This is a genomic window from Tateyamaria rhodophyticola, from assembly GCF_047777875.1.
GTDB lineage: Bacteria > Pseudomonadota > Alphaproteobacteria > Rhodobacterales > Rhodobacteraceae > Tateyamaria.
In genome coordinates this window covers 3237280-3263812 of the sequence record NZ_CP180519.1, presented here as the reverse complement: position 1 = coordinate 3263812, position 26533 = coordinate 3237280, and the positions used below count along the sequence as shown (strand labels likewise).

At 63.6% G+C, this 26533-nt stretch carries 27 protein-coding genes; 15 read left to right on the top strand and 12 right to left on the bottom strand.

The window, feature by feature from the left end; all coding sequences use genetic code 11:
- Positions 1-198: 198 nt before the first annotated feature.
- Both ACERHN_RS17530 and ACERHN_RS17525 read right to left on the bottom strand, forming a co-directional pair.
- Positions 199-1428: a sigma-54-dependent transcriptional regulator gene (locus ACERHN_RS17530; RefSeq protein WP_415920307.1), complete on the bottom strand. Its 1230-nt coding sequence runs from the start codon at positions 1426-1428 to the stop codon at positions 199-201.
- The gene (locus tag ACERHN_RS17525; protein WP_415920306.1) at positions 1425-3173 is read right to left on the bottom strand and encodes a sensor histidine kinase; all 1749 of its coding nucleotides are present in this window, start codon (positions 3171-3173) and stop codon (positions 1425-1427) included. Before ACERHN_RS17525 ends, ACERHN_RS17530 begins: the two co-directional genes overlap by 4 nt.
- A 63-nt stretch (positions 3174-3236) precedes the next feature.
- Here ACERHN_RS17525 and ACERHN_RS17520 point away from each other — a divergent pair, with 63 nt between their 5' ends.
- Positions 3237-4403, top strand: coding sequence for a cytochrome P450 (locus ACERHN_RS17520; RefSeq protein ID WP_415920305.1), 1167 nt, complete (start codon positions 3237-3239; stop codon positions 4401-4403).
- A gap of 248 nt (positions 4404-4651) precedes the next feature.
- Here the strand turns inward: ACERHN_RS17520 and ACERHN_RS17515 are convergent, their stop codons facing one another.
- Positions 4652-5119, bottom strand: a complete 468-nt coding sequence (locus ACERHN_RS17515) for an Lrp/AsnC family transcriptional regulator (RefSeq protein WP_415920304.1) — start codon at positions 5117-5119, stop codon at positions 4652-4654.
- Between the two features lie 140 nt (positions 5120-5259).
- Here ACERHN_RS17515 and cysG point away from each other — a divergent pair, with 140 nt between their 5' ends.
- From cysG to ACERHN_RS17485, 6 genes are all read left to right on the top strand, one after another.
- Positions 5260-6723: a siroheme synthase CysG gene (cysG, locus tag ACERHN_RS17510; RefSeq protein WP_415920303.1), complete on the top strand. Its 1464-nt coding sequence runs from the start codon at positions 5260-5262 to the stop codon at positions 6721-6723.
- Positions 6723-7022, top strand: a complete 300-nt coding sequence (locus ACERHN_RS17505; protein WP_415920302.1) for a DUF2849 domain-containing protein — start codon at positions 6723-6725, stop codon at positions 7020-7022. Before cysG ends, ACERHN_RS17505 begins: the two co-directional genes overlap by 1 nt.
- On the top strand, positions 7022-8686 hold the full coding sequence (locus tag ACERHN_RS17500; protein ID WP_415920301.1) for a nitrite/sulfite reductase: 1665 nt from the start codon (positions 7022-7024) through the stop codon (positions 8684-8686). The genes ACERHN_RS17505 and ACERHN_RS17500 overlap by 1 nt, the downstream gene beginning before the upstream one ends.
- 6 nt (positions 8687-8692) lie before the next feature.
- Positions 8693-9451 (top strand): phosphoadenylyl-sulfate reductase, encoded by a 759-nt coding sequence (locus ACERHN_RS17495; RefSeq protein ID WP_415920300.1) that lies wholly within the window; start codon positions 8693-8695, stop codon positions 9449-9451.
- Entirely contained in the window at positions 9448-9858 is a 411-nt protein-coding gene (locus tag ACERHN_RS17490) for a DUF934 domain-containing protein (RefSeq protein ID WP_415920299.1), read from the top strand. Before ACERHN_RS17495 ends, ACERHN_RS17490 begins: the two co-directional genes overlap by 4 nt.
- A 95-nt stretch (positions 9859-9953) precedes the next feature.
- Complete coding sequence (locus ACERHN_RS17485; protein WP_415920298.1) at positions 9954-10805, top strand: ferredoxin--NADP reductase; 852 nt, start codon at positions 9954-9956, stop codon at positions 10803-10805.
- Between the two features lie 130 nt (positions 10806-10935).
- On the opposite strand, the gene ACERHN_RS17480 is transcribed toward ACERHN_RS17485, so the two are convergent.
- On the bottom strand, positions 10936-11598 hold the full coding sequence (locus ACERHN_RS17480) for a hypothetical protein (RefSeq protein ID WP_415920297.1): 663 nt from the start codon (positions 11596-11598) through the stop codon (positions 10936-10938).
- A 90-nt stretch (positions 11599-11688) separates the two neighbouring features.
- On the opposite strand from ACERHN_RS17480, the gene ACERHN_RS17475 reads away from it, so the two are divergent.
- On the top strand, positions 11689-12015 hold the full coding sequence (locus ACERHN_RS17475; RefSeq protein WP_415920296.1) for a winged helix-turn-helix transcriptional regulator: 327 nt from the start codon (positions 11689-11691) through the stop codon (positions 12013-12015).
- Positions 12016-12142: 127 nt separating this feature from the next.
- Here ACERHN_RS17475 and ACERHN_RS17470 read toward each other — a convergent pair whose 3' ends face one another.
- A complete protein-coding gene (locus ACERHN_RS17470) occupies positions 12143-13285 on the bottom strand; it encodes a hypothetical protein (RefSeq protein WP_415920295.1) in 1143 nt (380 codons plus the stop codon).
- Positions 13286-13489: 204 nt separating this feature from the next.
- Between ACERHN_RS17470 and infC the strand changes: the two genes are divergently transcribed.
- Complete coding sequence (gene infC / locus ACERHN_RS17465) at positions 13490-14041, top strand: translation initiation factor IF-3 (protein WP_415922762.1); 552 nt, start codon at positions 13490-13492, stop codon at positions 14039-14041.
- Between the two features lie 100 nt (positions 14042-14141).
- Complete coding sequence (locus ACERHN_RS17460; RefSeq protein ID WP_415920294.1) at positions 14142-14414, top strand: hypothetical protein; 273 nt, start codon at positions 14142-14144, stop codon at positions 14412-14414.
- A 116-nt stretch (positions 14415-14530) separates the two neighbouring features.
- On the opposite strand, the gene ACERHN_RS17455 is transcribed toward ACERHN_RS17460, so the two are convergent.
- From ACERHN_RS17455 to ACERHN_RS17435, 5 genes are all read right to left on the bottom strand, one after another.
- Entirely contained in the window at positions 14531-15319 is a 789-nt protein-coding gene (locus ACERHN_RS17455) for an FAD binding domain-containing protein (RefSeq protein ID WP_415920293.1), read from the bottom strand.
- A gap of 101 nt (positions 15320-15420) precedes the next feature.
- A complete protein-coding gene (locus ACERHN_RS17450) occupies positions 15421-17793 on the bottom strand; it encodes a xanthine dehydrogenase family protein molybdopterin-binding subunit (RefSeq protein ID WP_415920292.1) in 2373 nt (790 codons plus the stop codon).
- A 127-nt stretch (positions 17794-17920) separates the two neighbouring features.
- On the bottom strand, positions 17921-18406 hold the full coding sequence (locus ACERHN_RS17445) for a (2Fe-2S)-binding protein (RefSeq protein ID WP_415920291.1): 486 nt from the start codon (positions 18404-18406) through the stop codon (positions 17921-17923).
- 115 nt (positions 18407-18521) lie between these two features.
- Positions 18522-19514, bottom strand: a complete 993-nt coding sequence (locus ACERHN_RS17440) for a molybdopterin-binding protein (protein ID WP_415920290.1) — start codon at positions 19512-19514, stop codon at positions 18522-18524.
- Positions 19511-20479 (bottom strand): XdhC family protein, encoded by a 969-nt coding sequence (locus tag ACERHN_RS17435; protein ID WP_415920289.1) that lies wholly within the window; start codon positions 20477-20479, stop codon positions 19511-19513. Before ACERHN_RS17435 ends, ACERHN_RS17440 begins: the two co-directional genes overlap by 4 nt.
- Positions 20480-20667: 188 nt before the next feature.
- Here ACERHN_RS17435 and ACERHN_RS17430 point away from each other — a divergent pair, with 188 nt between their 5' ends.
- The 3 genes from ACERHN_RS17430 to grxD are packed head-to-tail and all read left to right on the top strand — an operon-like array spanning position 20668 to position 21573.
- Positions 20668-20907, top strand: a complete 240-nt coding sequence (locus ACERHN_RS17430; protein ID WP_415920288.1) for a BolA/IbaG family iron-sulfur metabolism protein — start codon at positions 20668-20670, stop codon at positions 20905-20907.
- A 1-nt stretch (position 20908) separates the two neighbouring features.
- On the top strand, positions 20909-21214 hold the full coding sequence (locus ACERHN_RS17425) for a hypothetical protein (RefSeq protein ID WP_415920287.1): 306 nt from the start codon (positions 20909-20911) through the stop codon (positions 21212-21214).
- Entirely contained in the window at positions 21211-21573 is a 363-nt protein-coding gene (gene grxD, locus ACERHN_RS17420; RefSeq protein ID WP_415920286.1) for a Grx4 family monothiol glutaredoxin, read from the top strand. The genes ACERHN_RS17425 and grxD overlap by 4 nt, the downstream gene beginning before the upstream one ends.
- Positions 21574-21717: 144 nt before the next feature.
- On the opposite strand, the gene tkt is transcribed toward grxD, so the two are convergent.
- The gene (tkt, locus tag ACERHN_RS17415) at positions 21718-23733 is read right to left on the bottom strand and encodes a transketolase (protein ID WP_415920285.1); all 2016 of its coding nucleotides are present in this window, start codon (positions 23731-23733) and stop codon (positions 21718-21720) included.
- A 291-nt stretch (positions 23734-24024) separates the two neighbouring features.
- On the opposite strand from tkt, the gene ACERHN_RS17410 reads away from it, so the two are divergent.
- Positions 24025-24510 (top strand): hypothetical protein, encoded by a 486-nt coding sequence (locus ACERHN_RS17410; protein WP_415920284.1) that lies wholly within the window; start codon positions 24025-24027, stop codon positions 24508-24510.
- Complete coding sequence (locus tag ACERHN_RS17405; protein WP_415920283.1) at positions 24503-24895, top strand: cell division protein ZapA; 393 nt, start codon at positions 24503-24505, stop codon at positions 24893-24895. The genes ACERHN_RS17410 and ACERHN_RS17405 overlap by 8 nt, the downstream gene beginning before the upstream one ends.
- Here ACERHN_RS17405 and ACERHN_RS17400 read toward each other — a convergent pair.
- On the bottom strand, positions 24892-26448 hold the full coding sequence (locus tag ACERHN_RS17400; RefSeq protein WP_415920282.1) for a chondroitinase-B domain-containing protein: 1557 nt from the start codon (positions 26446-26448) through the stop codon (positions 24892-24894). The genes ACERHN_RS17405 and ACERHN_RS17400 overlap by 4 nt on opposite strands.
- Positions 26449-26533 lie beyond the last annotated feature (85 nt).

The following is a 26533-nucleotide window of genomic DNA, read 5'->3' as shown; positions in this document are numbered from 1 at the left end:
ACCATTGGGCATGGACGGCATAAAGGTTAACAGACAGGGGATGATTGCGCAGGGAAAGGCTGATCCGCCCAGCCGCTCAAAAGTCTCTTATTTGGTTTATTTACTTATACTTATGTAAGGTTTCTCATCCGCCAAAATATTGCGACGTGCGGATAACCGCCCACTCACAAAGCCGTGTGTGCGAAAATCCGCACAGTGTTAGCGCCGATAATCTTCGGCCCGAATCCCATAGCGTTTCAGCTTGTCGTAGAACGTCTTGCGCGGCAGTTGCAGCGCCTGTGCCGCAGCGCTTGCATGCCCGTTCTGCCGACCCAGTGCGGCAATCAGCAACGACCGCTCGACCCGCGCCATCTGCTCGGCCAGCCCCAGATCGGCCACTTCGGCCACCTCCTCCGGCATACCCAGCACAAAGCGCATCGCGGCACTCATGAGGGAGCGCGCATTGCCCGGCCAGTCCTGCGCCATCAGCGCCGCCATGTGATCCGGCGCAATTTCCGGCACAGCCAACCCGGCCTGCTCGGCCGCCTGCTCCACATAGTGCCGGAACAGCACCGGAATATCTTCGGGCCGCTCGGCCAGACCGGGCACACGGACCGGCATCACCTCAAGGCGGTAGTAAAGATCCGCGCTCAGCGTGCCGGCCTCCACGGCGGCGGACAGGTTATGCGTGCTGCCCGCAATGAGCCGCGTGGACGCCCCCGCCTCCATAACCTCAAACAGCGCAAGCTGGCTTGATGCGGGCAAGCGCGTGATCTCGTCAACGAACAGACTGCCCCCGATGCCAGCCTCCAGCGCCGCCGCCAAGGCGTCGGGATGAAGGTCAGACGCCGCCCGTTTCACAAACGCGGCCTTCGAGCGCAGCGAGCTGAGGTGGATCACCTCCGCCACCTTCGAAATCCCCGTGCCCGGCGCACCGGTCACCAGCACCTCCGTCTCAAGCGGCGCCACGAGGCGCACCCGTGCGCGCAACCCCTCGGCCTGCGCGCTTGTGCCAAACAGCATCCGCGACGCCGGATCGCCGCTTTCCACCAGCGCCCGCAGGCGGCGGTTTTCCAGAACCAGCGCGCGCGCCTTCAAGGCGCGTTCAAGAACGGCCATCAAGTCACTGGGCGCACAGGGTTTTTCCAAAAACCCGAACGCCCCGTCCCGCATCGCCTGCACGGCCATGGGTATGTCACCCTCGCCGGTCAGCAGCACCACGGGCAGGTCCGCATCGACCTTCTGCGCATGAGCCAGCAGGTGAAACCCGTCCCGCCCCGGCATCCGGATATCCGACAGGATCACCCCCTCGAAACCCCGCGCGATGTGATCCTTGGCCACCACAAAGGACCCGGCCGGCACCGGCTCCATATCCGCCAGTTCCAGCGTCTGGCACAGCGCGTCACGCACGGCGGCATCATCATCCACCAATAGCACCCGGTTGATCACTCTGCCGCCTCCGCCATGCTGTCCCACCGCTGCAATTCGACCGTGAACATCGCGCCCCCCTCGACATTGCGCCCTTTGATCTCCCCGCCAAAGCTCTGCACGATCCCGTAGGAAATGGACAGGCCCAGCCCCATGCCTTCGGTCTCACCCACATCCTTGGTGGAATAGAACGGGTCAAACACCTTGTCCGGGCTGTCGATGCCGGGGCCAGTGTCGCGAAAGGTCACCGTGATGCCGTCCTGCACATCCAGCGCAACGGACAGCTGCCGCGTGGCCTGCCCGCCCATCGCATCCACCGCGTTCGAGATCAGATTGACAAACACCTGCCCCAACCGCACCTCGCCTGCGCGGGCAAAAACCGGGGCGGCGGGTGGCGTGTAGTCGAGCGTCACCTCCGCCTGTCGCAAGCGCGGCTGGGTCAGCTCGATCGCGCTGGCCAGCACCGCGCCCACATCCACGCGCACCGCCGGTTCGCTTTCCTGCCGGGCAAAGGCGCGCAGGTTCTTGATGATGCGCCCCATACGCCGCGCGAGATCCGAGATGCGGCTGAGGTTCTCCCCGGCCCGCTCCGCCTTGTTGCGGTCCAGAAACTGCACCCCGTTTTCGGCATAGTTCTGGATTGCCATCAACGGCTGGTTCAACTCGTGGCTCAGGCCCGCGCTCATCTGGCCAAGCGCGCTCAGCTTGCCTGCCTGCACGAGGTCCGCCTGCGCCTGCGCCAGCGCGCGCTGCGCCTCTTCGCGTTCCTCGGCCTCACGGCGCAGCTCGGCATTCGCATCCGTCAGCGCGACGGTCCGCTCGGCCACGCGCGCCTCAAGCTGCGCATTGGCCTCGGCCAGCGTCCGCCGCCGTTCCGTGGCCAGAAACAACAGCGCCCCAAACGCAAGGCACAGCCCCGCCACCGCCGCCGCCTGCAACGTTGCCAGACGGCGCGCCGGGGCCACATCCACCAACGCCTCCCCCGTCATGCCAATGACCGGCAGTGGCCGCACCAGATGCAGCGCGTTTTGCGGCAAATACGGCCCCCACCCCATCTGCCAGACCTCGTGACGGCCCAGCTGATAGCTGTCAAACGGCAACGGATCGCCATTGGCAGGTGTAAGCCCCGGCCCGTCCTCGCGCCGTTGCCAGAACACGATCTCGGACCGGTTGGTGATGAACACGCGGTCCTGCGCATCCGTGAAAAACACCGCCGGGTTGGAGCCGACCCAGTCCCATTCGATCCCGGCAAGGTCTGCTGTCACCACAATGGCCCCACTGATGACGGCGTCCGCGTCGAACACGGGTGCTGCAAAGGCAAAAATGCGCGTGCCCACCGCCGTGCGCCCGTTGCCCCAGCCAAGCGCCCCTTGCGCGGCACGCTCAATCAGCGGTGCGATGTCGATGGGCGCAACACCCGCCCGCGCCTGCCCCAGAATGCCGCCATTAGGCGTGGTCAGCAGGATATCTTGCGCCGCCGTCTTGTCCGCGATCTCCAGAAACAGCGCCTCGGCCGCCGCCATGTCCCCCCCGGCCAGCGCGCCCTGCACATGCGGGTGATCCGCCACCAGCACCGCCAGCTCGCGGTAGCGTTGCAACTGGCCGGTGAGCCGGTCACTGGCCAGCGCCAGATCCGACGCCCCCTGCCGCGCCATCTGGTCCAGCGCCTGGAAATAGCCATAGCGCCACACACCCGCCGCCGCTGCCGCAACCACGAGCACAAAGCCCAGCACAACGCTGATCCGTCTGAGAACACCTCCGCCCATGATCCCACGCTAAGCCTCCGCCCGAGGCTTGCCAAGCGGATCGCGCCGGGGCAGGAACAGGGCATGTTGCAGCTCTCGCCTCACGACCCCGCCTTCATCCAGAACCCCTACCCGGCCTATGACGCGGTGCGTGGGCGCGGGCTGGTGTTCTGGGAAGACTATGGGATGCACGCCGCCTTTGATCACGCCACGGTGCACGCGCTCTTGCGCGACCGCAGACTGGGCCGAGCCGTGCCCGGACGCGGCGCACCACAGCCGCATCTGGCCGCCTTTGACGCGGTGGAACGCCACTCGCTGCTCGAACTGGAACCGCCCGCCCATACCCGACTGCGCCGCCTCGTGCTGCACGCCTTCACCTCGCGCCGGATTGCGGCGCTGGATAGGGACATCCGCGCCATCTGCGCCGATCTGATCGCAACGCTGCCCCGCGGCCCGTTCGATCTGATCCCGACCTATTGCCAACTGGTGCCGGTCCGCGTGATCGCCCGCCTTCTCGGTGTGCCCGAGGATATGGGCCCCGACCTGCTGCGCTGGTCCGCCGCCATGGTTGCGATGTACCAAGCCGGGCGTACCCGCGATATCGAGGACGCCGCAAACACCGCCGCCGCCGAATTCACCACCTTCCTGCGCAGCTATATCAAAGAGCGCCGCAATGATCCGCGAGATGACCTCATCACCGAGTTGATCGCCGCCGAGGAAGACGGCGAAACCCTCACCCATGATGAGATGATCGGCACCTGCGTGCTGCTGCTCAATGCCGGGCACGAGGCAACGGTCCACAGCCTCGGCAACGCTGTCAAAACCCTGATCGAAACGGACCAGACCGCCGCCCTCAGCCCCGACCGCGTCGCAGGTACGGTCGAGGAACTGCTGCGCTACGACCCGCCGCTCCACATGTTCACCCGCCATGTCTACGAGGATGTCACCGTGGGCGATGTCACCCTGACCAAAGGGGATGAGGTCGCGCTGATGCTGGGGGCGGCGGGGCGCGATCCGGCCGTGTTCGACACCCCCGACCGGTTCGATCCCGCGCGCAGCAAAAACGTGCACGTGGCCTTTGGCGGCGGGCTGCATTTCTGCGTCGGCGCCCCCCTGGCGCGGCTCGAGATGCAGATCGCCCTGCCGATGCTGTTCGACGCCATGCCGGACCTCAGGATCACCGAAACCCCGAACTATGCCGACAGCTACCATTTCCACAAACTCGACCGGCTGATCGTCTCAGCCACGTGAGTCGGGAGCGGGTCAAGGATGGCCAAAGGCCACCGCCAAAGGCGGCGTGTCCTTGACGCGGGCACGACTCACCTCACCATCAAACAGGTCTGTTTAAGACGATGTTTTTTGATGCGCGCATCAATGCGCGACGCGCCGGAAACGACCTCTCAGCAAAATACCCAAACCCATCAACCAGACCAGCGCCCATAACATAGCGTCGCCTCACCACTGGCTGAATATGAAATGCGCGGTAGCGCGCAATTTGGTCACGTCCCCAGCGGCAACATCGTCGTCGACTTGATCTCCTCCATCGACAACAGCGCCGTGACATTGTGCACCCGCACCTCTGAAATCAGCGCCTGATAAAATGCATCATAGGCCCGCGCATTCTGCACCCGCACTTTCAGGATGTAATCGATATCCCCCGCCAGCCGGTGCGCCTCCTGCACCTCGGGGCGATCCCGCAGCGCCTGCAAGAACTTCGCCTGCCAATCCGCCTCATGCTCTGACGTGCGGATCAGCACAAAGAAACAGGCCTCAAACCCCAACGCCTCGGCATCCAGAACAACCGTCTGCTGCCCCACCACCCCGGCCTCGCGCAGTTTGCGGATCCGGTTCCACACCGGCGTCTTCGACGACCCCACTGCGCGGGCAATATCGTCCAGCGACTGGCTCGCATCCCGCTGCAGCTCGGCCAGAATTTTCCGATCCACCTCATCTATCCGAACAGACATTCCAAACCCTTCCTTTTCGGGAAACAGGCGTTCTGAACCTGCACCCAAACAGAACAATCATCCTTATCTGCGCCACTGTCTAGCGCCAAACCGGGAAAATTTCCTATATTGAGCATCAGATTTCACGGATCGAGGCGCAGATGAACCATTTTCCCATCTTCCTGAACACTGCGGGACGTCGGATTGTGCTGTCGGGCGGCGGCGACGCCGCACTGGCCAAGCTGCGCCTGCTGATGAAGACCACGGCCCATATCTCCGTCTTTGCCCCCAACCCGGATGAGCAGATCAGGACCTGGGCCCAGGCGGGCAAACTGCGCCTGATCGAACGCGCGATGGAACCCGGTGACACGCTCTGCGCGGCTCTGTTCTATGCCGCCGATGAGGACGCCGCCGAAGACAAGCGCACCGCCGCCATCGCCCACGCCGACGGCGCTCTGGTCAATATCGTCGACAACCTTGAAGACAGCCAGTTCATCACCCCCGCTATTGTCGACCGCGATCCCGTCACCGTCGCCATCGGCACCGAAGGCGCCGCGCCCGTGCTGGCCCGCGCGATCAAGGCCGACCTCGAAGAACGCCTGCCCCAATCGCTCGGCACTCTGGCCCGCATCGGCAAGGCGTTCCGGAAGGCCGCTGACGCCCTGCCCTTTGGTCGTGCGCGCCGTGACTTCTGGCGCGACTATTATTTCAACGCAGGCCCCAAAGCGCATGCCGCAGGCGTGGACGCCATTCAACCGGCACTGGATGACCTCTTGGCCGATCACCTCATGCGCGACGCCCGCAAGGGCCATATCGCCTTTGTCGGCGCAGGCCCCGGTGATCCCGAACTCCTGACCCTCAAGGCGCGCAAGGCGCTCGATGAGGCGGATGTTGTGATCTACGACCGCCTGATCAGCCCCGAAATCCTCGAACTGGCCCGCCGCGAGGCGACCATGATCGACGTGGGCAAAGAGGCGTTCGGCCCCTCCACACCCCAAGAAACGATCAACGCCCTGCTGGTCGAACACGGGGCCACGGGCGCGCAGGTCGTGCGCCTTAAATCCGGTGACGCCACCGTCTTTGGCCGTCTCGACGAAGAGCTGGACGCCGTCACCGCCGCAGGCATTGACTGGCACATCGTCCCGGGCATCACCGCCGCCTCCGCCGCCGTGGCCTCCATCGGCCAGTCGCTGACGCAGCGCGGGCGCAACTCCTCCATCCGCTTCCTCACCGGTCACGACACCAAGGGCTTTGCCGATCACGACTGGAAGGCGCTCGCCGCCCCCGGTGAGGTCGCGGCCATCTACATGGGCAAGAAATCCGCGCGCTTCATTCAGGGGCGCCTGATGATGCACGGCATCGACCCCGACACGCCCGTGACCTTCATCGAAAACGCCTCGCGGCCCGATCAACAGATCCTCGCCACAACCGTGGCCGAGATGGAGCCGACCCTGACCCAGGCCGGCCTGGGCGGTCCCGCCCTCACCTTCATCGGCCTCACACCCCGCGCGGCGGTGTCCATGCTGCCCGATCTTCCCGCCGCTGACACACCATCCGGTGCACAGCCTGTGCACAGCCTGCGCACACATGGTGTATCGCAAAATTCCGAACAAAAGGTGCTCTGATGCCCAAAGCCTTCACCCCCAAAGTCGTCACCGCCAATCACCTCCTGCAAGGCGATGTGATGTACCAGACCACCACCGGCTGGACCCGCCGCCTGGCGGAGGCCGAAGTGCTCACCGATGAGGCCGACGCCGATCTGCGCCTCATTGATGCCAGCCAGCAGGTGGACGTCGTCGTGGGCGCGTATCTCATGGATGTGAACGCCGACGAGGGCGCACCAAAACCCACCCATTTCCGCGAAACCTTCCGCGCCACAGGGCCCAGCAACTATGCCCATGGCAAGCAAGTGGAGCTGCACTGATGTATAGCTATTCCGAGTTCGACACCGCCTTTCTGGCCGAGCGCAACGCCCAGTTCCGCGCCCAGGTGGAACGCCGCATCGCCGGTAATCTGACCGAGGATGAATTCAAGCCCCTGCGCTTGATGAACGGCCTCTATCTGCAGCTGCACGCCTACATGTTGCGGGTCGCGATCCCCTACGGCACACTGGATAGCGCCAAGATGCGCCAGCTCGCCTATATCGCGGAACGCTGGGATAAGGGCTATGGCCACTTCACCACGCGCCAGAACATCCAGTACAACTGGCCCGAACTCGGTGATGTGCCCGACATGCTCGACGCGCTGGCCGAGGTGGGCATGCACGCGATCCAGACCTCCGGCAACACGATCCGCAACGTGACCGCAGACCACTTTGCAGGCGCCGCCGCGGATGAAATCGCGGACCCGCGCCCGGTGGCCGAACTGCTGCGCCAGTGGTCCACGGATCATCCCGAATTCCAGTTCATGCCCCGCAAGTTCAAGATCGCCGTGACCGGCTCGCCCAATGACCGCGCGGTAACCAAGGCCCACGATATCGGCATCCGCATGCTGGAGCGTGATGGCACCCGTGGCTACGAAATCATCGTGGGCGGCGGCCTGGGTCGCACACCCATGATCGGCAAGGTTATCAATAACTTCCTGCCCGAAGCTGATCTGCTGCCTTACCTCGAGGCGGTCGTGTCGGTCTGGAACCAGATCGGGCGGCGCGACAACAAGTACAAGGCCCGGATCAAGATCACCGTGCACGAACACGGCATCGACGAAATCCGCCGTCTGGTCGAGGAGCGGTTCGCCGAAACCCGCAAGACGTTCTCCGGCGTGGACCAGCAGATGCTGCGCGAGATCGAAGCGCATTTCGCAGCACCCGCCTTCGTCACCAAATCCGAAGCACCGTTCAAGGACGCCTATCACACCGATCCGGTCTTTCGCGCCTGGGCCGACACCAACCTCACGGCACATCGCGCCGATGGCTACAAGATCGTCTCCATCTCCCTGAAAAAGCACGGAGAAACACCGGGCGACGCCAGCGCGGATCAGATGCGCCTGATGGCAGACCTGGCGCAAGAGTTCGCCCATGACGAACTGCGCATCAGCCACGAGCAGAACGTGATCCTGCCGCATGTGCATGTGTCCGACCTGCCCGCGATCCATGCGCGCCTTAAGGACGCAGGGCTCGCGACCGCGAATATCGGCCTGATCAGCGACATCATCGCCTGCCCCGGCATGGACTATTGCGCGCTGGCCACCGCCCGCTCGATCCCCATCGCCCAGGAAATCGCAGCCCGCTTTGACGACCTCAAACGCGAACACGACATCGGTCAGCTCAAGATCAAGATTTCCGGCTGCATCAACGCCTGTGGTCACCACCATGTGGGCCATATCGGGATCCTGGGCCTCGACCGCGCAGGTGTCGAAAACTACCAGATCACCCTGGGCGGCGATCACACCGAAACCGCCAAGGTTGGCGACCGTGTGGGGCCAGGCTTCTCGGCTGATGAAATCGTTCCGGCCGTGGAACGCATCGTCGACACCTATCTCGACCTGCGCACCACCCCGGATGAGGCCTTCATCGACACGTACAAACGCACCGGCATCACCCCGTTCAAGGCCGCGCTTTATCCCGAAACCAAGGTGGCAGCGGAGTAGGATCCCATGCTTCATCTCGCCAAGAAAACTCCCCCCGGAGGGCCGGTCAGCCCCGAGGCCGCCGTGATGGTCAGCGCGCTGAACGCAAAGCTGACCCATCACGGCGCGTGGGACGTGCTGAACACCGCCTTCGACACCATCCCCGATCTGGCGCTGGTCTCGAGCTTTGGCGCGGAATCGGTGGTGCTCTTGCACCTTGCGGCGATGATCAAACGGGACGTTCCGGTGATCTTCATCGACACTGAAATGCTCTTCACCGAAACGCTGGTCTACCAACAGGACGTGGCAGAGCGTTTGCGGCTCAGCAATGTGCAAATCATCCGCGCCGATGATGCCGATGCGCGCGACCCAAGCCGCAGCCTGCACCGCCGCAACCCGGACGCCTGCTGTGCGCTGCGCAAGATCGCCCCGCTGCGGCGCGCACTGGATGGGCACAGCGGCTGGATCACCGGGCGCAAACGCTACCAATCCGGCACCCGGCAAGCGCTCGAATTCTTCGAAGCCGAAGCCGGCACAGGCCGGATCAAGGTCAACCCGCTGGCCCGCTGGTCGCGCGACGACATCGCCGAATACATGGCCGAAAACCGCCTGCCCAGACACCCTCTGGTGGCCCAGGGCTATCCCAGCATCGGCTGCGCGCCCTGCACCTCTCCGGTTGCAGCCGGCGAAGACCCCCGCGCCGGACGCTGGCGCGATCAGAACAAGGACGAATGTGGCATCCACTTCGTCGACGGAAAACTCGTAAGAGCAGGACAAGAGACATGACAATCGTAGTGACCGATCAGGGCTTTGGCCCCGACACCTGGGACCGCGGCTACACCCCGCTGGGCGAGGCCGCCAATGACGCCGTGGCGCTTGACGTGCCCAGCGATGCAGACCCCGCGGGCATTCCGCTCAACGCCGATATCATCCGCGTGGATTTCCCCAGCTTTGCCGACGGTCGCGGATTTACCATCGCGCGGATGCTGCGCCTGCGCGGCTATCAGGGACGGCTGCGCGCGCGCGGCCACGTGATTTCGGATCAATACGCCATGGCGCGCCGCGCCGGTTTTGACGAGGTCGAGATCAGCCAGGCCCTCGCCGCCCGCCAGCCCGAAGGCGAATGGCAGGCCCGCGCCGATTGGCAGGCCCATGATTACCAATCCCGCCTGCGCGGCGCATCCAACCGCTGATCCAGATCAAGGCGCGCGACCATTCGCGCGCTTACAAACCACGAAAATCCTTCCCAAAGTGAGAGGCGCAGGTGTAAACCTGCGTTGACATATTCATGACCGAGCAAACACCCGTGAACGAGACCACAGCCGTCAAGGCCACCCCCACCCTGCCCGACGCCCAAACGGTGACGGAGATCGAGCATTACACCGACCGCCTGTTCCGGTTCCGCTGCACGCGGCCTGCGTCCTTGCGCTTTCGGTCGGGCGAGTTTGTGATGATCGGCCTGATGGGCGATCCACACCCAGAAACGGGCAAGCAGAAGCCGCTCTTGCGCGCGTACTCCATCGCCTCCCCCAGCTGGGATGAGGAGCTGGAGTTTTACTCGATCAAGGTGCAGGACGGTCCGCTGACCTCGAAATTGCAGCATATCCAGCCAGGTGATGAGATCATCCTGCGCCCCAAACCCGTCGGCACGCTGGTGCATGACGCGCTGCTGCCGGGCAAACGCATCTGGTTCTTTGCCACCGGCACCGGCTTTGCCCCCTTTGCGTCGCTCCTGCGCGAGCCGCAGACATATGAGGATTATGACGAGGTCATCATCACCCATACCTGCCGCGAGGTGGGCGAGCTGACCTATGGCCGTGACCTGATCGAGAGCCTGAAATCCGATGAATTGCTGAACGAGGTGATCGGCGAAGGTTTCTGGAAGAAGATCAAGTACTACCCCACCACCACACGTGAAGAGAGCCCCAAGATGGGCCGCATCACCGATCTGATGAAATCCGGTGAGGCCTTTGCCGATCTGGGGGTGGAACCGCTTAACCCCGACACCGACCGGGCGATGATTTGCGGCAACCTCGCCTTCAACCTCGAACTCAAGGAGATGTTCGAAGGCTACGGGCTGGAAGAAGGCGCCAATTCGAAACCTGCGCAATACGTCGTGGAAAAAGCGTTCCTCGACTGACCCTCATCGCCTGTCTCCACGAAAAAACGCCCTGCCTCAGGCCGGGCGTTCCTTGTTTCGATCGGATCACAAGGCTCCGCGACGCCGGACAAAGCCGACCTTGTTCAAAGGTCGGCTTTTTGATCTTGGGTCATCCTTCAACGCGGATCATCGGCTGCTGCAACCCCACCGTCGGACGGTTCTCCGGGTAGTAGAAACCTGTGCCATCCACATGCTTGCCCCCCATAAACAGCATGTTCGGCGTATCTTCGCGCACGTATAAGAAGTCGTGGTCGGTGACAAAGGCACTGCCCTCGACAAAGCGAAGAAGCGCGCAGGGTTGTCCGAGGATGTCGCGCGTCTCGCCCACCACGAACTCACCTTTTCCGCAGGCCCCGTCCGGAAGCTGGTTCAGCTGCTCTGCCATGGGTGGCGCCAGAACGGTCAACTCAAGCTGGCGATTAAGGAGATAATCCTGCGACCAGGCGCCTTCTACTGCGGGATTTGCGTCATGCCACACGACTTCTCCGGCGAAGTCGTATGATACCGCTGGAATGGTGCAGGCACTGTCTGCGTAGACGGTGATGTTGGCCTCAAACCCGCCTTCTGCGTCGTAGGTGAAGTCGCGGGTCAGATATGATGGCGTCGGCGCAAGGTCAGGATTTTCAGCGTTCTGCTGCGGACGCATCTCGCAAGTGATCGAGGTCCATGTCCCGACGATACGCTCCTGGAGGCCCGCGAGCGAGGTGTCCTGCGCGACGGCGGTTTTGGCAAGTGCAACGAACATGACGAACGAAAGGGCTGGGATCTTCATGACAATCTCCATCTGTTGACGATGGAGACACAAACTGCGCATATTAATGTATTCCGCAACTAGTCAACATAAAGTGAGGTAGTCACGGAAATGGAACCATTGGCGCCTGATCCCGATGTCAAAGGCTGCCCGGTGACGCGTTGTCTTTCGGTCATTGGCGGTAAATGGAAGCCCGTCATCCTGTTTTGCATAGCGAACGGCGTTGATCGGTTTGGTGCGATGCAGCGTTCGGTGCCCGGCATCACAAAGCAGATGTTGACCAAGCAACTCCGCGAACTCGAAGGTGATGGTTTGATCTCCCGCAAGGTCTTTGCCCAGGTGCCGCCCCGCGTCGACTATTCGTTGACTGATGTCGGGCGCACGGTTCTGCCGATCATCGAACAGATGGAAGCTTGGGGAAAAGCCAACATGAAATAGCAGCCATTCGCTGCTGTGCATCAATCATTTGGTGTGGGCTCTGACCGGTCATCCGCGCAGTAGACGCAGAACAAAAAACGCCCCCGGAAAACCGGGGGCGTTTTGGCATTTCAACGGGCCGGATGGGTCAGAGACCCATCGCCTCTTTCACCTGATCCAGAACGCCCTGCAGGAGTTCGGGATTGTCACGCGCCTGCTCCAGGCCGGTTTTCAGAGCGCCCTTTTGCAGCGTGCCCATTTCAGAACCGTCGATCATTTCGATCACGCGGTCAAAATCGAAACCGTCCGTGGTGAGCAGATCCGCAAGACCGGCGTCAGCAGCGGCCTCAGTCCCCTCCGCGGCTGTTTCGGCAGCCGTGTCAACGGCCTCTTCCGCAGCGGTTTCAGTCGCTTCGGTTGTTGCGTCTGTTGCGGCCTCTGTGGTCGCTTCCGCCGCGTCTGTCGCCGCATCGGTCGTGGCCTCTGCCGCATCTGTTGCGGCTTCGGTGGTTGCCTCAGCTGCGTCCGTTGCTGCTTCGGTGGTCGCTTCGACCGCATCTGTTGCGGCTTCGGTGGTCGCCTCGACCGCATCGCTTGCCGCGTCAGTTGTCGCTTCTGCGGCATCTGTTGCTGCATCGGTGGTTGCATCCACAGCTTCGGACGCTGTGTCTGTCGCCGCCTCGGCTGCATCGCTTGCCGCATCCGTGGTCGCATCAACCGCGTCGCCAGCGGCGTCTGTGGTCGCGTCCACTGCATCGCTTGCAGCGTCCGCCGCGTCTGTCGCGGTCTCGGTCGCCGCATCCGTGGCCTCTTCGGCACCGGTCGTCACAGAGTCCACAGCGTCCGACGCCGCATCGACCGCATCGCTTGCGGTTTCGGTCGCGGCATCCACGGCATCAGAGGCAGCATCCGCCACACCTTCCGCGGCATCCGTGGCTGCGTCCACAGCGCTTTCGGCTGTGTCGGCGACCGCGTTGGCGGCATCTTCGGCAACCTCTGCCGCGGCTTCGGCCGCGTCACTTGCCGCATCTGTCGCCGCGTCCACCGCTTCCGTGGCCCCTTCGACAACTGCGTCAGCCGCATCGCTGGCCGCATCCACGGCCCCTTCGACCGCACCTTCGGCAGCTTCAACGGCATCACCCACCGCGTCGCTCGCGCTGTCCAGCGCTTCGGGCGCGTTCACGGCATCCGCCGCCTCGGTCAGTGCCTCTTGCGGGGTCTGGCCGGAGTAAAGCAGGTATGCCCCCCCGGCAATCACCACGGCAACCACAATCCAAATAAGGTTCTTCATATCCCAGTCCTCGTTCTACGATCCCCAAAGCGCAAAAACGCGCGCCCCCGGTTCTGGCGTCCCAGATGCGCCCGCCGAAGGCAAGGTGCAAGGGGGAAAATCGCACTTTTGGGCACAGTATAGCCGATTTGCGGGGTTGAAGAGCCGGGACGCAATGGGTACTTTTTGGCCTCAATTTTGTGAAACGACTTAAGGACGACCACCATCGCTCGCAGACCACACAACGCGCCGCCGCAAAGAGACACCGGACCGCGCGTCAATGACAAGATCCGTGCCCCTGAAATCCGCCTGATCGGCGCCGACGGCGAGAATGTCGGGGTTGTCAGCCCGTCCCGTGCCATGGGCATGGCCGAAGATGCCGGGCTCGACCTCGTTGAAATTTCGCCCAACGCCAACCCGCCCGTGTGCAAGATCATGGATTTCGGCAAGTTCAAATACGAGACGCAAAAGCGCGAAGCCGAAGCGCGCAAAAAGCAGAAGATCATCGAAGTCAAAGAGGTCAAGTTCCGCCCGAACACGGACACCAATGACTACGACGTCAAGATGCGCAACGTGTTCAAGTTTCTTGAAAATGGCGACAAGGTGAAGGTGACATTGCGGTTCCGCGGGCGTGAGATGGCGCACCAGAACCTCGGACGCGAGCTGCTCGAACGCGTGGCCGAGGACACCAAGGAAATCGGCAAGATCGAGAACTTTCCAAAGATGGAAGGCCGCCAGATGGTTATGATGATCGGGCCGCTGCCAACCAAGGGCTGACGGGCGCGACAATCGAAACGATGACAGGGCGTTGCAGGAGCGGCGCCCTTTCTTTTTTGCCCCCAGTCAGCCGCTGCGGCGGGGCCTTCCACTGCACCCAGTGCCGGCGCTGGATGTCCGGCATCTGGGTGGGGCCGAGGTCAAGGGCACGGCCACGTTCGATGGCCCCCTTGCCACTGCCCCCAGGTCCCTCAGGGCCGAGCGCCGCCGGTGCAGCGCTTGTGGCAGTCCGATCCTCTATCGGTTGCGTCTGATCGGGCACACACTCCTGTCCCAAGGGGCCTTTGACGATCAGACCGGCTGGACTCGCGTGCGCAAGAACCATGCAGAGGACAAGCCCGATCACTATGCCTTTTCCCCCGTGCGCCCGTGATGACAGGCTGGGGCGTGTTCCGGGCCGCCGTCATGGGCAGCCTGCCCCGCTGATCCGCAGGACAAGCAAAAGCCCGCCCCAATACGGGCGGGCTTTCTCAGACGTTTCGGACGACCTCAGGACGCCGCGGCAACCGCCCGCTTGGTCATGACGGCACACAGATGCGCACGGTACGCTCCGGTGCCATGCAGGTCACTGATCATGTCATCCCCGCTCAGCGACACCCCATCCAGCGCATCTGCACTGAAATTCGACGACAGTGCGGCCTCGGCCTCCGCCCAGCGGAAAACACCATCATTGCTGGCGCCTGTGATGGCCACACGCACACCGTCCGAAAATTTGGCGACGTAAACCCCAACCAAGGCAAAGCGCGACGCGGGCTGCACGAATTTCTCATAATGCGCCGCCTCCGGCACCGGGAACCGCACTTCGGTTATGATCTCACCTTCGTCGAGCGCGGTGGTAAACATACCCTGGAAATACTCATCTGCGGCAATCTCGCGGGCATTGGTAACGATCGTGGCACCCGACCCAAGGGCCGCCGCCGGATAACAGGCCGACGGATCGTTGTTGGCCAGCGACCCACCAATTGTGCCGCGGTTGCGGACCGCAGGATCCCCGATATGGGCCGCCGTCGCCGCCAGCGCGGGATACGCGCCCGCCTCCGCCGCCACAGTCGCATGGGTCGTCGCCCCACCAATGCAAAGCGCCCCGTCATCGCCGGTACACACACCCTGCATCTCGGAAATACCTGACAGGCTCACCAATGTCGTCGGGCTCGCCAGACGCTGCTTGAGCGTCGGGATCAGTGTCTGCCCCCCGCCAAGCGCCTGCGCCTCATCCCCGGCCAAGGCCGCCACGGCATCCGCAACGGTCCCCGGCTTTTCAAACTCAAAATTATACATTCTCTGTTCCTTCCATCTGAAACAAACGCGGGGCCCTGCCCGTCTCTGTTCCAAAAAATCCCGGGGGTCCGGGGGCTGGCCCCCGGTCCTGCCCTCTCCGTTCAGCCCTGCATTGCCGCCCAGACGCGGTCCGGTGTCGCCGGCATGTCGATGTGATCGACATCATGCCCTCCGGATTGCAACGCATCGACAATCGCATTGATCACGGTGGGGGGTGAGCCGATCGCCCCCGCCTCGCCACAGCCCTTCACCCCAAGCGGGTTGTGCGTGCACGGCGTCTGGCACGAATGGTCGACCGTATAATGCTCCATCGCAGGCAGGTTATCGGCGCGCGGCATGGTGTAATCCATGTAGGATGCCGACAAAAGCTGCCCCTCATCGTCATAGGAACAGTTTTCGAGCAGCGCCTGACCGATGCCTTGCGCGATCCCGCCATGCACCTGTCCTTCGACGATCATCGGGTTGATCACGTTGCCGAAATCATCCGCCGACACGAACTTCTCGATTGTGACCACCCCCGTTTCGGGATCCACCTCAACCTCACAGGCATACGCCCCCGCCGGATAGGTAAAGTTCGACGGATCGTAAAACGCCGTCTCCTCCAGCCCCGGCTCGATGTCCTCCAGCGGGTAGTTGTGCGGCACATAAGCGGCCAGCGTCACCTCACCCCAGGCCACCGACTTGTCCGTGCCCGCAACCGAGAATGTGCCGTCCTTCAGCTCGATATCCGCCTCGGCGGCTTCGAGCAGATGGGCGGCAATCTTCTTGGTCTTGTTGATGATCTTCTCGGTCGCGCGCACCATGGCCGATCCACCAACCGCGATCGAGCGCGATCCATAGGTGCCCATGCCCATCGGCGTCTTCGAGGTGTCGCCATGCACGATCTCGACCTGATCCGCCGGGATACCGATCATCTCGGCCACCACCTGCGGGAACGTCGTCTCATGCCCCTGCCCGTGGCTGTGGCTGCCAGTCATCACAACCAGCCCCCCGGTGGCATTCACCCGCACGGTGGCGCTCTCATACAGGCCCGCACGTGCGCCCAGCTGCCCCACGAGGTTCGACGGCGCAATGCCGCACGCCTCGATAAAGCAGTTCACGCCAAACCCGCGCAGCTTGCCGCGCGCTTCGCTGTCCTTGCGCCGTGCCGCGAACCCGTCGCGGTCGGCCAGTTCCAGCATCTTGTCCATCGTGGCATTGTAATCCCCGGTGTCGTACTCGACCGCCACAGGCGTGGCATAGGGGAACTCGGTGATGAAATTCTGCCGCCGCAGGTCCACCGGATCCACGCCCCGCTCGCGCGCGGCTTTGTCGATCACCCGCTCCAGCTGGAATGTCGCCTCGGGACGCCCCGCACCGCGATAGGCATCCACTGGCACGGTGTTGGTGAACACCGCCTTGACGTTGGTATAGATCAACGGCGTCTTGTAGTTCCCCGCCAACAGCGTGCCATGCAGCCATGTGGGGATGCTCGGCGCAAAGGTCGACAGATACGCCCCCATATTTGCATGGGTCAGACAGCGCAGCGCGGTAAAATTGTTGTCCGCATCCATCGCCAATTCGATCTTGGTCACGTGATCGCGCCCATGCGCGTCCGAAATGAACGCCTCCGACCGGCTCGATGTCCATTTCACTGGACGGTTGCACGCCTTGGCCGCAAAGGTGCAGAACGCCTCTTCGGCATAGTGGAAGATCTTGGTGCCGAACCCACCGCCCACATCCGGGGCCACAACCCGCAACTTGTGCTCAGGAATACCCAGAACAAACGCGCCCATCAAAAGCCGGATCACATGCGGGTTCTGCGACGTGGTATACAGCGTGCTTTCATCCGAATGACGGGCATAGTCACCCACGGCCACGCGCGGCTCCATCGGGTTGGCCACAAGCCGGTTGTTCACCAGCTCCAGCGACGTCACATGCGCGGCCTCCGCAATGGCCTTGTCCACCGCCTCACGGTTCTCCTCGACAAAGCCCCAATCGTAACACAGGTTGTCGTTGAGATCGTCGTGCACCTTGGTGGCCCCGTCGGCAAGAGCCGCCTTCATGTCCACCATCGCGGGCAATTCGTCGATCTCCAGCACGATGGCTTCCGCAGCGTCGCGCGCCTGCTCCACGCTGTCGGCCACCACCGCCGCAATGATCTCGCCCACATGGCGCACCTTGCCTTGCGCGATCACCGGATGGGGCGGTTCCTGCATGACGTTGCCGTCCTTGCTGGTCACCTGCCAGCCGCAAGGGATGCCGCCCACCCCTTCGAAATCCGTCCCGGTAAAGATCCGCACCACGCCCGGCATCGCCGCCGCCGCGCTGGTGTCCACCGAGGTCAACGTTCCATGTGCCACGTCAGAGCGCAGAAAATGCACATAGGCCTGACCGTTCAGGTTGATGTCGTCCGTATAGTTTCCGGCCCCTGTCAGAAACCGCAGATCCTCGCGCCGTTTGTCGCTGGCGCCAATACCACTATCCTTTGGCATGAACTTCCTCCCTAAATCTGTTGCGGGACCATACCCGCTGCGGCCTGATCCCCTGCTTCATCTCGCTGGATAAACTCCGGGGGTGAGGCCAAAGGCCGAGGGGGCTGGCCCCCTCCTGCGCTGGTCTTTATTCCGCCGCCATCGCCGGAACGTCCTGCCCGGACGCGGCCAGGATCGCCTTGACGATATTGTGGTAGCCGGTGCAGCGGCAGATATTGCCTTCGAGGTAATCGCGCACCTCTTGTTCAGACGGCTTGGGGTTCTCCTTGAGCAGAGCCGCCGCCGACATCACCATGCCCGGCGTGCAGAAACCGCATTGCAGCCCGTGGTGGTCCTGAAATGCCTGCTGGATCACGTTCAGCGACCCGTCCGCGTTGGCCTGCCCTTCGATCGTGGCAACCTCCGCCCCGTCCGCTTCCGCCGCCAGCATCGTGCAGGATTTCACGGCCTGCCCGTTCACATGCACCACGCACGCGCCACATTGCGACGTGTCACAGCCCACATGTGTCCCGGTCAGCTGCAGCGTTTCCCGCAAGAATGTGGACAGGAGCGTGCGCCCCTCAACCGTGCCGGACGCAGCGTTTCCATTCACGGTCATTTTGACCTGTGTCATGGCCTTCCTCCCTTATGACGTGTTCTTTTCCCGAGTTAAGCACGCAGCGAACCACTTGAGAACCTGAAAAATTCCGCGCATCGCGCAGACGCAGGATCGTGCATGTTGGCCGGGTTCAGCCTTCGCGCGGACGCGGCCGCGTCGGAATTTCCTTGAGCAGACCCCCCACACCCATCGCGGCGATATCGCCCTGATCCAACGCCACGCCGCAGATCAGACGCTCCATCACCCAATCCGCACCATTGAGCGCGGGCGACCGCGCACAGCCCGGCAGCCCGATGACGGGTCGGTCATCCAGATCGCCGAAAAAGAGCAGGTTGCCGGGATCAACCGGCAGGCCATAGGCCGCAACCCGCCCCCCCGCCGCGCGCAGTGCTGCGGGGGCCACATCATTGACGTCGGACGTGGCCGAGGCTGTCAGGATGAAAACCACCTCCCCCGTGGCCTGTCGCAACGCGTCCGCAATCGCGTTCGTATCATGCGCAACCATGACCCGCGGCCCGAGGCTGAGGCCCAATCGGTCGAGCCGCCCGGTCAGCGCCGCACGCCCCTTGCCCGTGGGCGCGGTCTGTCCGACCCGCGTCTCGATCAGCGTGGCCGTCGCAAACCGGGGCGGCAGTACCAACAAGGCCTCCGCCGCCGCCGCACTTGCGGTCTCTACCGCCTGTCCGGGCACGGCATAGGCAATGATCTTGATCGTGGCGACCATCGTGCCCGCATCCACCCGGTGCAGGGGCGGCACGGTGGCCACTGTGATCATTGGATCCACGGCGTTGATCGCATCGATCTTCGCCCGGTCCACCGACACGACACCGGGGCCGGTGGCATAGAGGTTGACGCGCCCCGCGCCCGCGCCGCTGATCCGCAGGCCCTGTGTCGCCTCATCCGTCACGATGGCGGCGGCCAGCGCCGCGGCGGCTTGATCCTCCGCGACGTCCCCTGCCTCGAGCCGTGCCACGACCAGCGTCTCGTGCCCCGCACCGGCTAGCGCATCCAGATGCGCTGCCGTCAGCACGGTGCCCTTGGCGATCTTTCCACGCGCGCCCTGCATCCCGTGGGCCAAAACGGCCCCTGCGGCGTCCGCGACGGGAACTGCGCCGAAAATCACGGCTGTTTCCGCAAGGTCTGCACCATCTCGGCCAGGATGGACACGGCGATTTCCGCGGGACCTGCCGCTCCGATATCAAGGCCGATGGGGCCGTGGATGCGCGCGATGTCCTGCGCGGTGAACCCCGCCTCATTCAGGCGTTCGGCGCGTTTGGCGTGCGTGCGGGTCGATCCAAGCGCGCCGATATAGAACGCCCCGGACCGCAGCCCGAGATGCAGCGCGGGATCGTCCAGTTTCGGGTCATGTGTCAGCAGAACAAGGGCCGTCCGCCTGTCCAGACCCACCTCTGCCAGCGCCTCATCGGGCCAATCGTTGATCACCCGTTCGCCGGGAAACCGCGCGGCCGAGCCAAACGCCTCGCGCGGGTCGATGATATACGGGTCGTAACCGGCCAGCCGCGCCATGGGCACAAGCGCCTGCGCGATATGCACGCCGCCCACGATGGCAAGACGCAAGGGCGGATTGTGGATCGCGACAAAGGTGCGCCCGTCCTCTTCGACGCCGGTGCGGTCGCGGGCAAAGCGGGGCGCATGCCCGTCATGATCCAGCCGCCGGTCCCATGTTTCGAGATCGACCACGTACGCGGAAGGCTGGCGTGCGGCCCGCGCCGCCACGAGGGATTTGAGAAGCTCAACCGGCATGGCTGCGCCGACGGGTTCGACGAGCACGCGGATCGTCCCCCCACAGGCCAGCCCCACCGCAAAAGCGTCGCCATCGCTGACGCCGTATTCAAGGACCCGCGGCACGCCGTCCTCCAGCGCCTCCAACGCTTCGACCACCACTGCCCCCTCGACACAGCCGCCCGAAACGGAGCCCATCATCTCGCCCGTGCCCGACACCACCATCTGCGACCCCGCGCGGCGCGGCGCGCTGCCCCAGGTCTCGATCACAGTCGCCAATGCAGCGCCCTGCCCGGCCTCTGCCCACGCCAGCGCCTGTTCCGGTGCGGTCTCGGTTTCTTTCATGTGACCCTCATTGCCTTGTTGCAGCGCAGGTTTGCAGCATGGCGGACCGGTGGCAACCCGTTGCAACGGTAAGCGATCCTTCCAAGGATCGCCCTCGCCCCGTCTCTGCCCAGACGCACAGCCGCTTGTGCTTGCGTGCATGCGCCTTGCGTCCTACATCTTGGGGCAACACGATTTGGAGACGCCCCATGCCCATGCAAGCCCACGAGATCGAAGAGCTGATCCGCGCGGAGTTTCCGCAGGCGCAGATTACGATCACCGATCTGGCGGGCGACGGGAACCACTATTCCGCCGAAGTTATCGACGCGTCCTTTGCCGGGATGAACCGGGTGCAACAGCACCGCGCGGTGACGAAGGCGCTCAAGGGCAAGATGGACGGCAGCCACGGGGAATTGCATGCGCTGGCCCTGACGACAAAGGCGCCCTGACATGGGGCTTTGGCACCTAATCTCGGCACCGTTCCGGCGCAGCCCGCGCCGCCCGCTGGCCGCGCGGCGGCCCAGCCGGGACGAGATGGGGCAGACCCGCAAGGTGCCCTTGGGCATGGAGGGCCTCGATCTGTCCGTGGTGGACCGGGCCGCCCGCGCCAATGACACGGCAGACCGGTTGCCCACCCTTGCGGGCGGGGCTGGGTTTTTCACCCGCTCCAGCACCCACGTGGACGCGATGCCCGAAGACGAAACATATGCCGCGCGGTATCACCGCGCCTTCAGCAAGAAAGGCAGCAAGACATGAGTGATGCAAACGCACGGATCACCGAAACCATCGAGGCCAACGCCGTTGTCCTGTTCATGAAAGGCACCAAGTCGATGCCGCAATGCGGCTTTTCCAGCCGTGTGGCGGGGGTGCTGAACTACATGGGCGTTGAGTATTCGGATGTGAATGTGCTGGCGGATGAGGACATCCGGCAGGGCATCAAGGATTTTTCCGACTGGCCCACGATCCCGCAGCTCTATGTGAAGGGCGAATTTGTCGGAGGGTGTGACATCATCACCGAGATGACGTTGTCGGGTGAGCTGGACACATTGTTCGAGGAAAACGGCGTCACCTATGACAAGGACGCCGCCGACAAGATCCGCGAAGCCAACGGCTGATCCAATTGCCGCCTGGCGGCGACGACATGGTTAAAGGGGGCTCTGCCCCCGGCGCTGTGCGCCGCCCCCGTGGTATTTTCGGCCAGAAGAAGTTTGGTCACAAGAAGTTTGGAAAGGGCGGGGTTTGACCCGCCCTTTTGCATTTCAGAGCAGGTCTTTGACCTTTTGGGCAACGGCCTCGGCTGTGATGCCGAATTTTTCGAACAAGACGCCTGCGGGGGCCGACGCGCCGAAATCATCCATGCCGACAAAGCCCGCCTTGTTGGACTTGCCACGCTCACCGGTGAGCCAGCGGTCCCAGCCCTGCTGGACAGCTGCCTCGACGCCCACGCGGACGGGGCCCGGCGGCAGGATGCGGCGGCGGTAGGTTTCGTCCTGCTGCGCAAAGAGCTCCATGCAGGGCATGGAGACGACGCGCGTGCCGATGCCGTCGGCCTGAAGCGCGTCGCGGGCAGCGAGCGCCACGGACACTTCGGAGCCGGTTGCGATAAGGATCGCCTGACGCTTGCCCTCCGCTTCGGCCAGAACATAGGCGCCTTGCGCGCTGAGGTTCTTTGTCTTGTGCTCGGTGCGCACCGTGAGCAGCCCCTGGCGGGTGAGCGACAGGACGGACGGAGTGTCGGTGGCGGAGAAGGCCAGTTCCCACGCCTCGGCGGTTTCGACGGCGTCCGCGGGACGGAACACCATCGTGTTCGGTGTCGCGCGGCTGATGGCGAGGTGTTCGACGGGTTGGTGCGTGGGGCCGTCTTCGCCCAGGCCGATGCTGTCATGGGTCATAACAAACACCGTGGGGATTTTCATCAGGGCCGCAAGGCGCATCGCCGGGCGAGCATAGTCGGTGAAGCACATGAACGTGCCGCCATAGGGGCGGATGCCGCCGTGCAGCGCCATGCCGTTCATCGCCGCGGCCATGCCGTGTTCGCGGATGCCCCAGTAGACATACCGCCCGCCACGATTGTCGGTGTCGAACACGCCCAGATCGGCCGTTTTCGTGTTGTTGGACCCGGTGAGGTCCGCCGATCCGCCCACGGTTTCGGGCAGCACGGGGTTCAGCACCTCGAGCGCCTTTTCGGACGCGGCACGTGTGGCCAGTTTCGGGGCGCTGTCGGTCATCTGTTTCTTGAACGCGCGGACGGTCGAGGCGAGTTTCTTGGGCACCTCGCGGGCAAAAACGCGGTCTATTTCCTTTTGCTTGGACCCCGACAGGGTCGCCACGCGCGCCTCCCACTCGGCACGGGCGGCAGCACCGCGCGATCCGATGGCCTCCCACTGGCCTTTGACATCTGCCGGCACCTCGAACGGGCCGTATTTCCAGCCATAGGCTTCCTTGGCCGCCTGCAACTGGCCCGCATCCGTCAGGGCACCGTGACCCTTGGAGGTGTCCTGAGCCGCGTGACCGAGGGCGATATGCGTCTTGCAGGCGATCATCGTGGGTTTGCCTTGCGACTTGGCCTTGGTCAGGGCGGCGTCGATGGCGTCGGGATCGTGGCCATCAATCTCGATCACGGCCCAGCCCGCCGCCTTGAAGCGCATCGGCTGATCGGTGGTATCGGCCAATGTCACGGGGCCATCGATGGTGATGTTGTTGTTGTCCCAGAGCACGATCAGGTTCGACAGCTGGTGACGGCCCGCAAGCGTGATCGCTTCCTGGCTGACGCCTTCCATCAGGCAGCCGTCGCCCGCGATGCAATAAGTGTGGTGGTGCATGACCTTTTTGCCAAAACGCGCGCGCAGGATCTCTTCGGCCATGGCAAATCCGACCGCGTTGGAGATGCCTTGGCCCAGCGGCCCGGTGGTCGTCTCGATCCCGCCTGCGTGACCGTATTCCGGATGGCCCGCCGTTATCGCGCCCCACTGGCGGAAGTTCTTGATCTGCTCCAGCGTCATGTCCGCGTACCCGGTCAGGTGCAGCAGGGAATAGAGCAGCATGGACCCGTGCCCCGCCGACAGGATGAACCGGTCCCGGTCGGGCCAGTTTGGCGCAGAGGCGTCGAATTTCAGGTGCTTTTCAAACAGCACCGTGGCCACGTCGGCCATGCCCATCGGCATGCCGGAATGCCCGGAATTGGCGGCGGCAACGGCGTCCAGCGTCAGCGCGCGGATGGCAGTGGCCTTGGCCCAGTGATCGGGGTTGGCGGTGCGCAAATCGGTCAGGTCCACGGGGCAATCATCCTTTGAAAAGCGAAATCTCAGGCGCTGCATATCAGCCAAGGGCCAAAGATCAAGGCAGCGCGCCGTTTGGCGACAGGAATGGTCATTGCCCGGGTGCAGGCAGCACTTCAATGCCGCCGCCTAAGGGGTTGATCGCAAAGGGGGCGCAATTCCTGCGCGCATTGTTTAGACTTGGGGTTGCAATGCGCCGCCTTGATTCGGTGGCGCGGCGCAGGATGGGACCGACAGACGCGGGCAAAGCCGAACGGCCGGCCCGAGAGCCGAGGGGACAGGCAAGACATGAGCGATATCGACGCGCTACAGGGGCGGCTGACGGCCGCGATGGACCGCATCGCCGCAGCGGCAAGCGGGCTGGAGGCGGCAGGCGCCGACGACACAGCAGCATTGCAGGCCGCACTGGAAGACGAAAAGCTGGCCAATGCGCAACTGACCGAACGGGTGCGCAAATTGTCCGAAAAGCATGACAGCGCCATAGCGGAGGCCAAGGCCGCCGCACAGGCCGCCGAAGCGCGCACGGCGGCGCTGGATCTTGAGTTGCAGCGCCTGCGCCAATCGAACGAGCAATTGCGCCAGTCGAACGAGGACCTGCGCGCCGCCAACGAAGAAGGCGTCGGAGAGCCGCACCTGATCAACAAGGCGATGCTGACGGAACTGGAGGCGTTGCGCGCCGCGCGCGCGGCGGACATCGCCGAAGCCTCCAGCATTATCGGCGCGCTCACACCTCTGCTCGAGGCAGAGCCTTCAGAGGAGAGCACTGATGCCTGAGGTCACAATCACCATCGGCGGTCGCCAATTTGCCGTCGCCTGCCAGGATGGCGAAGAGCACTATCTCCAGACGGCCGCCAAGATGCTCGATGACGAGGCACAGGTGCTGGCCGATCAGGTGGGGCGCCTGCCCGAAGCGCGCATGCTGCTGATGGCGGGCCTGATGCTCGCGGACAAGACGGCGAGCGTCGAGGACCGCGTGACGGCGGTCGAGGCCAAACTCGCCGAGCGGGACGCCGAGCTCGAAGGGCTGCGCAACATGGGCGCGCCAGAGCCGGAGCGGATCGAAGTGCCTGTCGTGCCCGACAGCGTGACCGAGACCCTGGCCGAGCTGGCCGCCCGCGCCGAAGCCGTGGCCGCCGAGATCGAGGAAAAGGCGGGCTAGACGCCTGCCGCATCCGTCAGCCAATCCGGCTCATCATCCCAATCCTTGCGCCAGTCTCCAAGGCCAAGGACATCCACATCCTGCGCCCCCGGTGTCAGCCCACCGGGCAGCGTGTGCTTGACGCCACCAGCAAGGCGCAGCTTGACCGGCTGCGACAGCGCTTCGACCGCATCGGGCACGGGCACCAACGTGCCATCCCACCCGCCCAGAACCTTGCCAAGATCGTGCGCGTCGTATTCGAAAACCGGCCGTTCGAACACACGGTCCACGCGGCGACCCGACACCTTGTCCGGGGGGTAGTCCTTGGGAAAGGTGCCGTCATCGCTCACCATGCCCTGAATGGACACTTTCGTATTCCAGTCAAACTTGGAAAAGGCCGCGCGCGGTTCGCCGGGTGCCTCTGGATGCTCCGCTGCGTAGAGACCCAGCAGCGTATAACGGTCATCCCACTGCGCGGTCGTCGATTTCTTGGCATAGCTGGTGCGCGTCTGCACTGAATTATATAGCGACCAAAGCCCCTTGCGCGGCGCGGGATCCGCATCGGATGAGCGCACAAACTTGAAAATGCGCCCACCCTGCCCGGCTTGCGCCTCGGTCGATCCGTTGAGCAGCCCGGCGCGGTGGTCGTTCAGGATCACGTTGCCCACGACCAGAAAATCCCGCGTCGTCACCAGATCCAGCGAAAACGCAGCATGTACCGCGTAGAACCGATTGTTGAACACGCGCCAGTTCTGTGCGCCTTTCTCCGGCTCAATCGCATTGTCGCGAATGAATGAGAACGTGTTGTCGTAAATCGCCACGTCCCGGTTGCGCGCCATGTTGGGGCCGCGACCGATGCAGGAGCGACGCATATCCATGCGGATCGCGTTGAACGCATGGCTGATCGCACAGCGACGGATGATGACCTTGCCCGCGATGTCGAAACAGCCAAAGAACGCGCCGTTGAAGTAGCTTGCGTTGAACTCCACGCGCCTCTTGCTGTCCAGACTGCTGAACCGGTTGGCCTTGACCTCGTCCCAATCGAACTGGCCCGTCCACATCAGGTGATCGGGATCCTGCACCCACGTGCAATCCTCAAAGGTCAGATGGTGGGTCAGCCGGTCTGGCGCCTGCTGCCGCGCATAAGCGAAAAAGCGGCTCTTCTGTCCGCTGCACTTGCGCACGGTGATGTGCCGCGCCGCGCGCATGTAGATCGCCGTGGGCCAGCAGTTTTCGAACCGCAGCCCCTCCAGCACAATGTGGTCCGCGAAAAAGATGCGTAGCATCGCGAAATCGCCATCAAGCGGCGTCAGATCACCCTGCCGCCCCGCATCCGCACGCTCTCCGCCATCAAACACCGCCTGCCCCGGCACCTGCGCTTTCAGCGTGATGGGGCGTTTACGTGTGCCCGATTGCGCAATGGTCGCGGGCAAATAATACCGTCCAGGCAACAGGACAACTGTATCACCGGGCCGCGCCTTGTTGATGGCCGTTTGCAGATCATAGGCCCAATCGCCGCCCGCATGAGACCGGTTGTGATGGCGCATCTCGGGCGCTGCATAAATCTCCGCCACGTGTTCTCCCCTCGCTTGGGCAACAGCCTAGCACTGCAATCGGGAAAAAACACGCCAAACGGGTGGTGCGGCGCCCAAGGGACGG

Excerpts from the sequence above, each read along its gene's own strand:
- ACERHN_RS17475 (WP_415920296.1), top strand. The coding sequence starts at position 11,689 with ATGGAACCATTGGCGCCTGATCCCGATGTCAAAGGCTGCCCGGTGACG.
- ACERHN_RS17485 (WP_415920298.1), top strand. The coding sequence starts at position 9,954 with ATGACCGAGCAAACACCCGTGAACGAGACCACAGCCGTCAAGGCCACC.
- grxD (WP_415920286.1), top strand. The coding sequence starts at position 21,211 with ATGAGTGATGCAAACGCACGGATCACCGAAACCATCGAGGCCAACGCC.
- ACERHN_RS17410 (WP_415920284.1), top strand. The coding sequence starts at position 24,025 with ATGAGCGATATCGACGCGCTACAGGGGCGGCTGACGGCCGCGATGGAC.
- ACERHN_RS17480 (WP_415920297.1), bottom strand. The coding sequence starts at position 11,598 with ATGAAGATCCCAGCCCTTTCGTTCGTCATGTTCGTTGCACTTGCCAAA.
- ACERHN_RS17430 (WP_415920288.1), top strand. The coding sequence starts at position 20,668 with ATGCCCATGCAAGCCCACGAGATCGAAGAGCTGATCCGCGCGGAGTTT.
- ACERHN_RS17490 (WP_415920299.1), top strand. The coding sequence starts at position 9,448 with ATGACAATCGTAGTGACCGATCAGGGCTTTGGCCCCGACACCTGGGAC.
- ACERHN_RS17450 (WP_415920292.1), bottom strand. The coding sequence starts at position 17,793 with ATGCCAAAGGATAGTGGTATTGGCGCCAGCGACAAACGGCGCGAGGAT.
- ACERHN_RS17455 (WP_415920293.1), bottom strand. The coding sequence starts at position 15,319 with ATGTATAATTTTGAGTTTGAAAAGCCGGGGACCGTTGCGGATGCCGTG.
- cysG (WP_415920303.1), top strand. The coding sequence starts at position 5,260 with ATGAACCATTTTCCCATCTTCCTGAACACTGCGGGACGTCGGATTGTG.
- ACERHN_RS17505 (WP_415920302.1), top strand. The coding sequence starts at position 6,723 with ATGCCCAAAGCCTTCACCCCCAAAGTCGTCACCGCCAATCACCTCCTG.
- ACERHN_RS17520 (WP_415920305.1), top strand. The coding sequence starts at position 3,237 with ATGTTGCAGCTCTCGCCTCACGACCCCGCCTTCATCCAGAACCCCTAC.
- ACERHN_RS17425 (WP_415920287.1), top strand. The coding sequence starts at position 20,909 with ATGGGGCTTTGGCACCTAATCTCGGCACCGTTCCGGCGCAGCCCGCGC.
- ACERHN_RS17445 (WP_415920291.1), bottom strand. The coding sequence starts at position 18,406 with ATGACACAGGTCAAAATGACCGTGAATGGAAACGCTGCGTCCGGCACG.
- ACERHN_RS17515 (WP_415920304.1), bottom strand. The coding sequence starts at position 5,119 with ATGTCTGTTCGGATAGATGAGGTGGATCGGAAAATTCTGGCCGAGCTG.
- ACERHN_RS17470 (WP_415920295.1), bottom strand. The coding sequence starts at position 13,285 with ATGAAGAACCTTATTTGGATTGTGGTTGCCGTGGTGATTGCCGGGGGG.
- ACERHN_RS17405 (WP_415920283.1), top strand. The coding sequence starts at position 24,503 with ATGCCTGAGGTCACAATCACCATCGGCGGTCGCCAATTTGCCGTCGCC.
- ACERHN_RS17495 (WP_415920300.1), top strand. The coding sequence starts at position 8,693 with ATGCTTCATCTCGCCAAGAAAACTCCCCCCGGAGGGCCGGTCAGCCCC.
- ACERHN_RS17435 (WP_415920289.1), bottom strand. The coding sequence starts at position 20,479 with ATGAAAGAAACCGAGACCGCACCGGAACAGGCGCTGGCGTGGGCAGAG.
- ACERHN_RS17525 (WP_415920306.1), bottom strand. The coding sequence starts at position 3,173 with ATGGGCGGAGGTGTTCTCAGACGGATCAGCGTTGTGCTGGGCTTTGTG.
- ACERHN_RS17500 (WP_415920301.1), top strand. The coding sequence starts at position 7,022 with ATGTATAGCTATTCCGAGTTCGACACCGCCTTTCTGGCCGAGCGCAAC.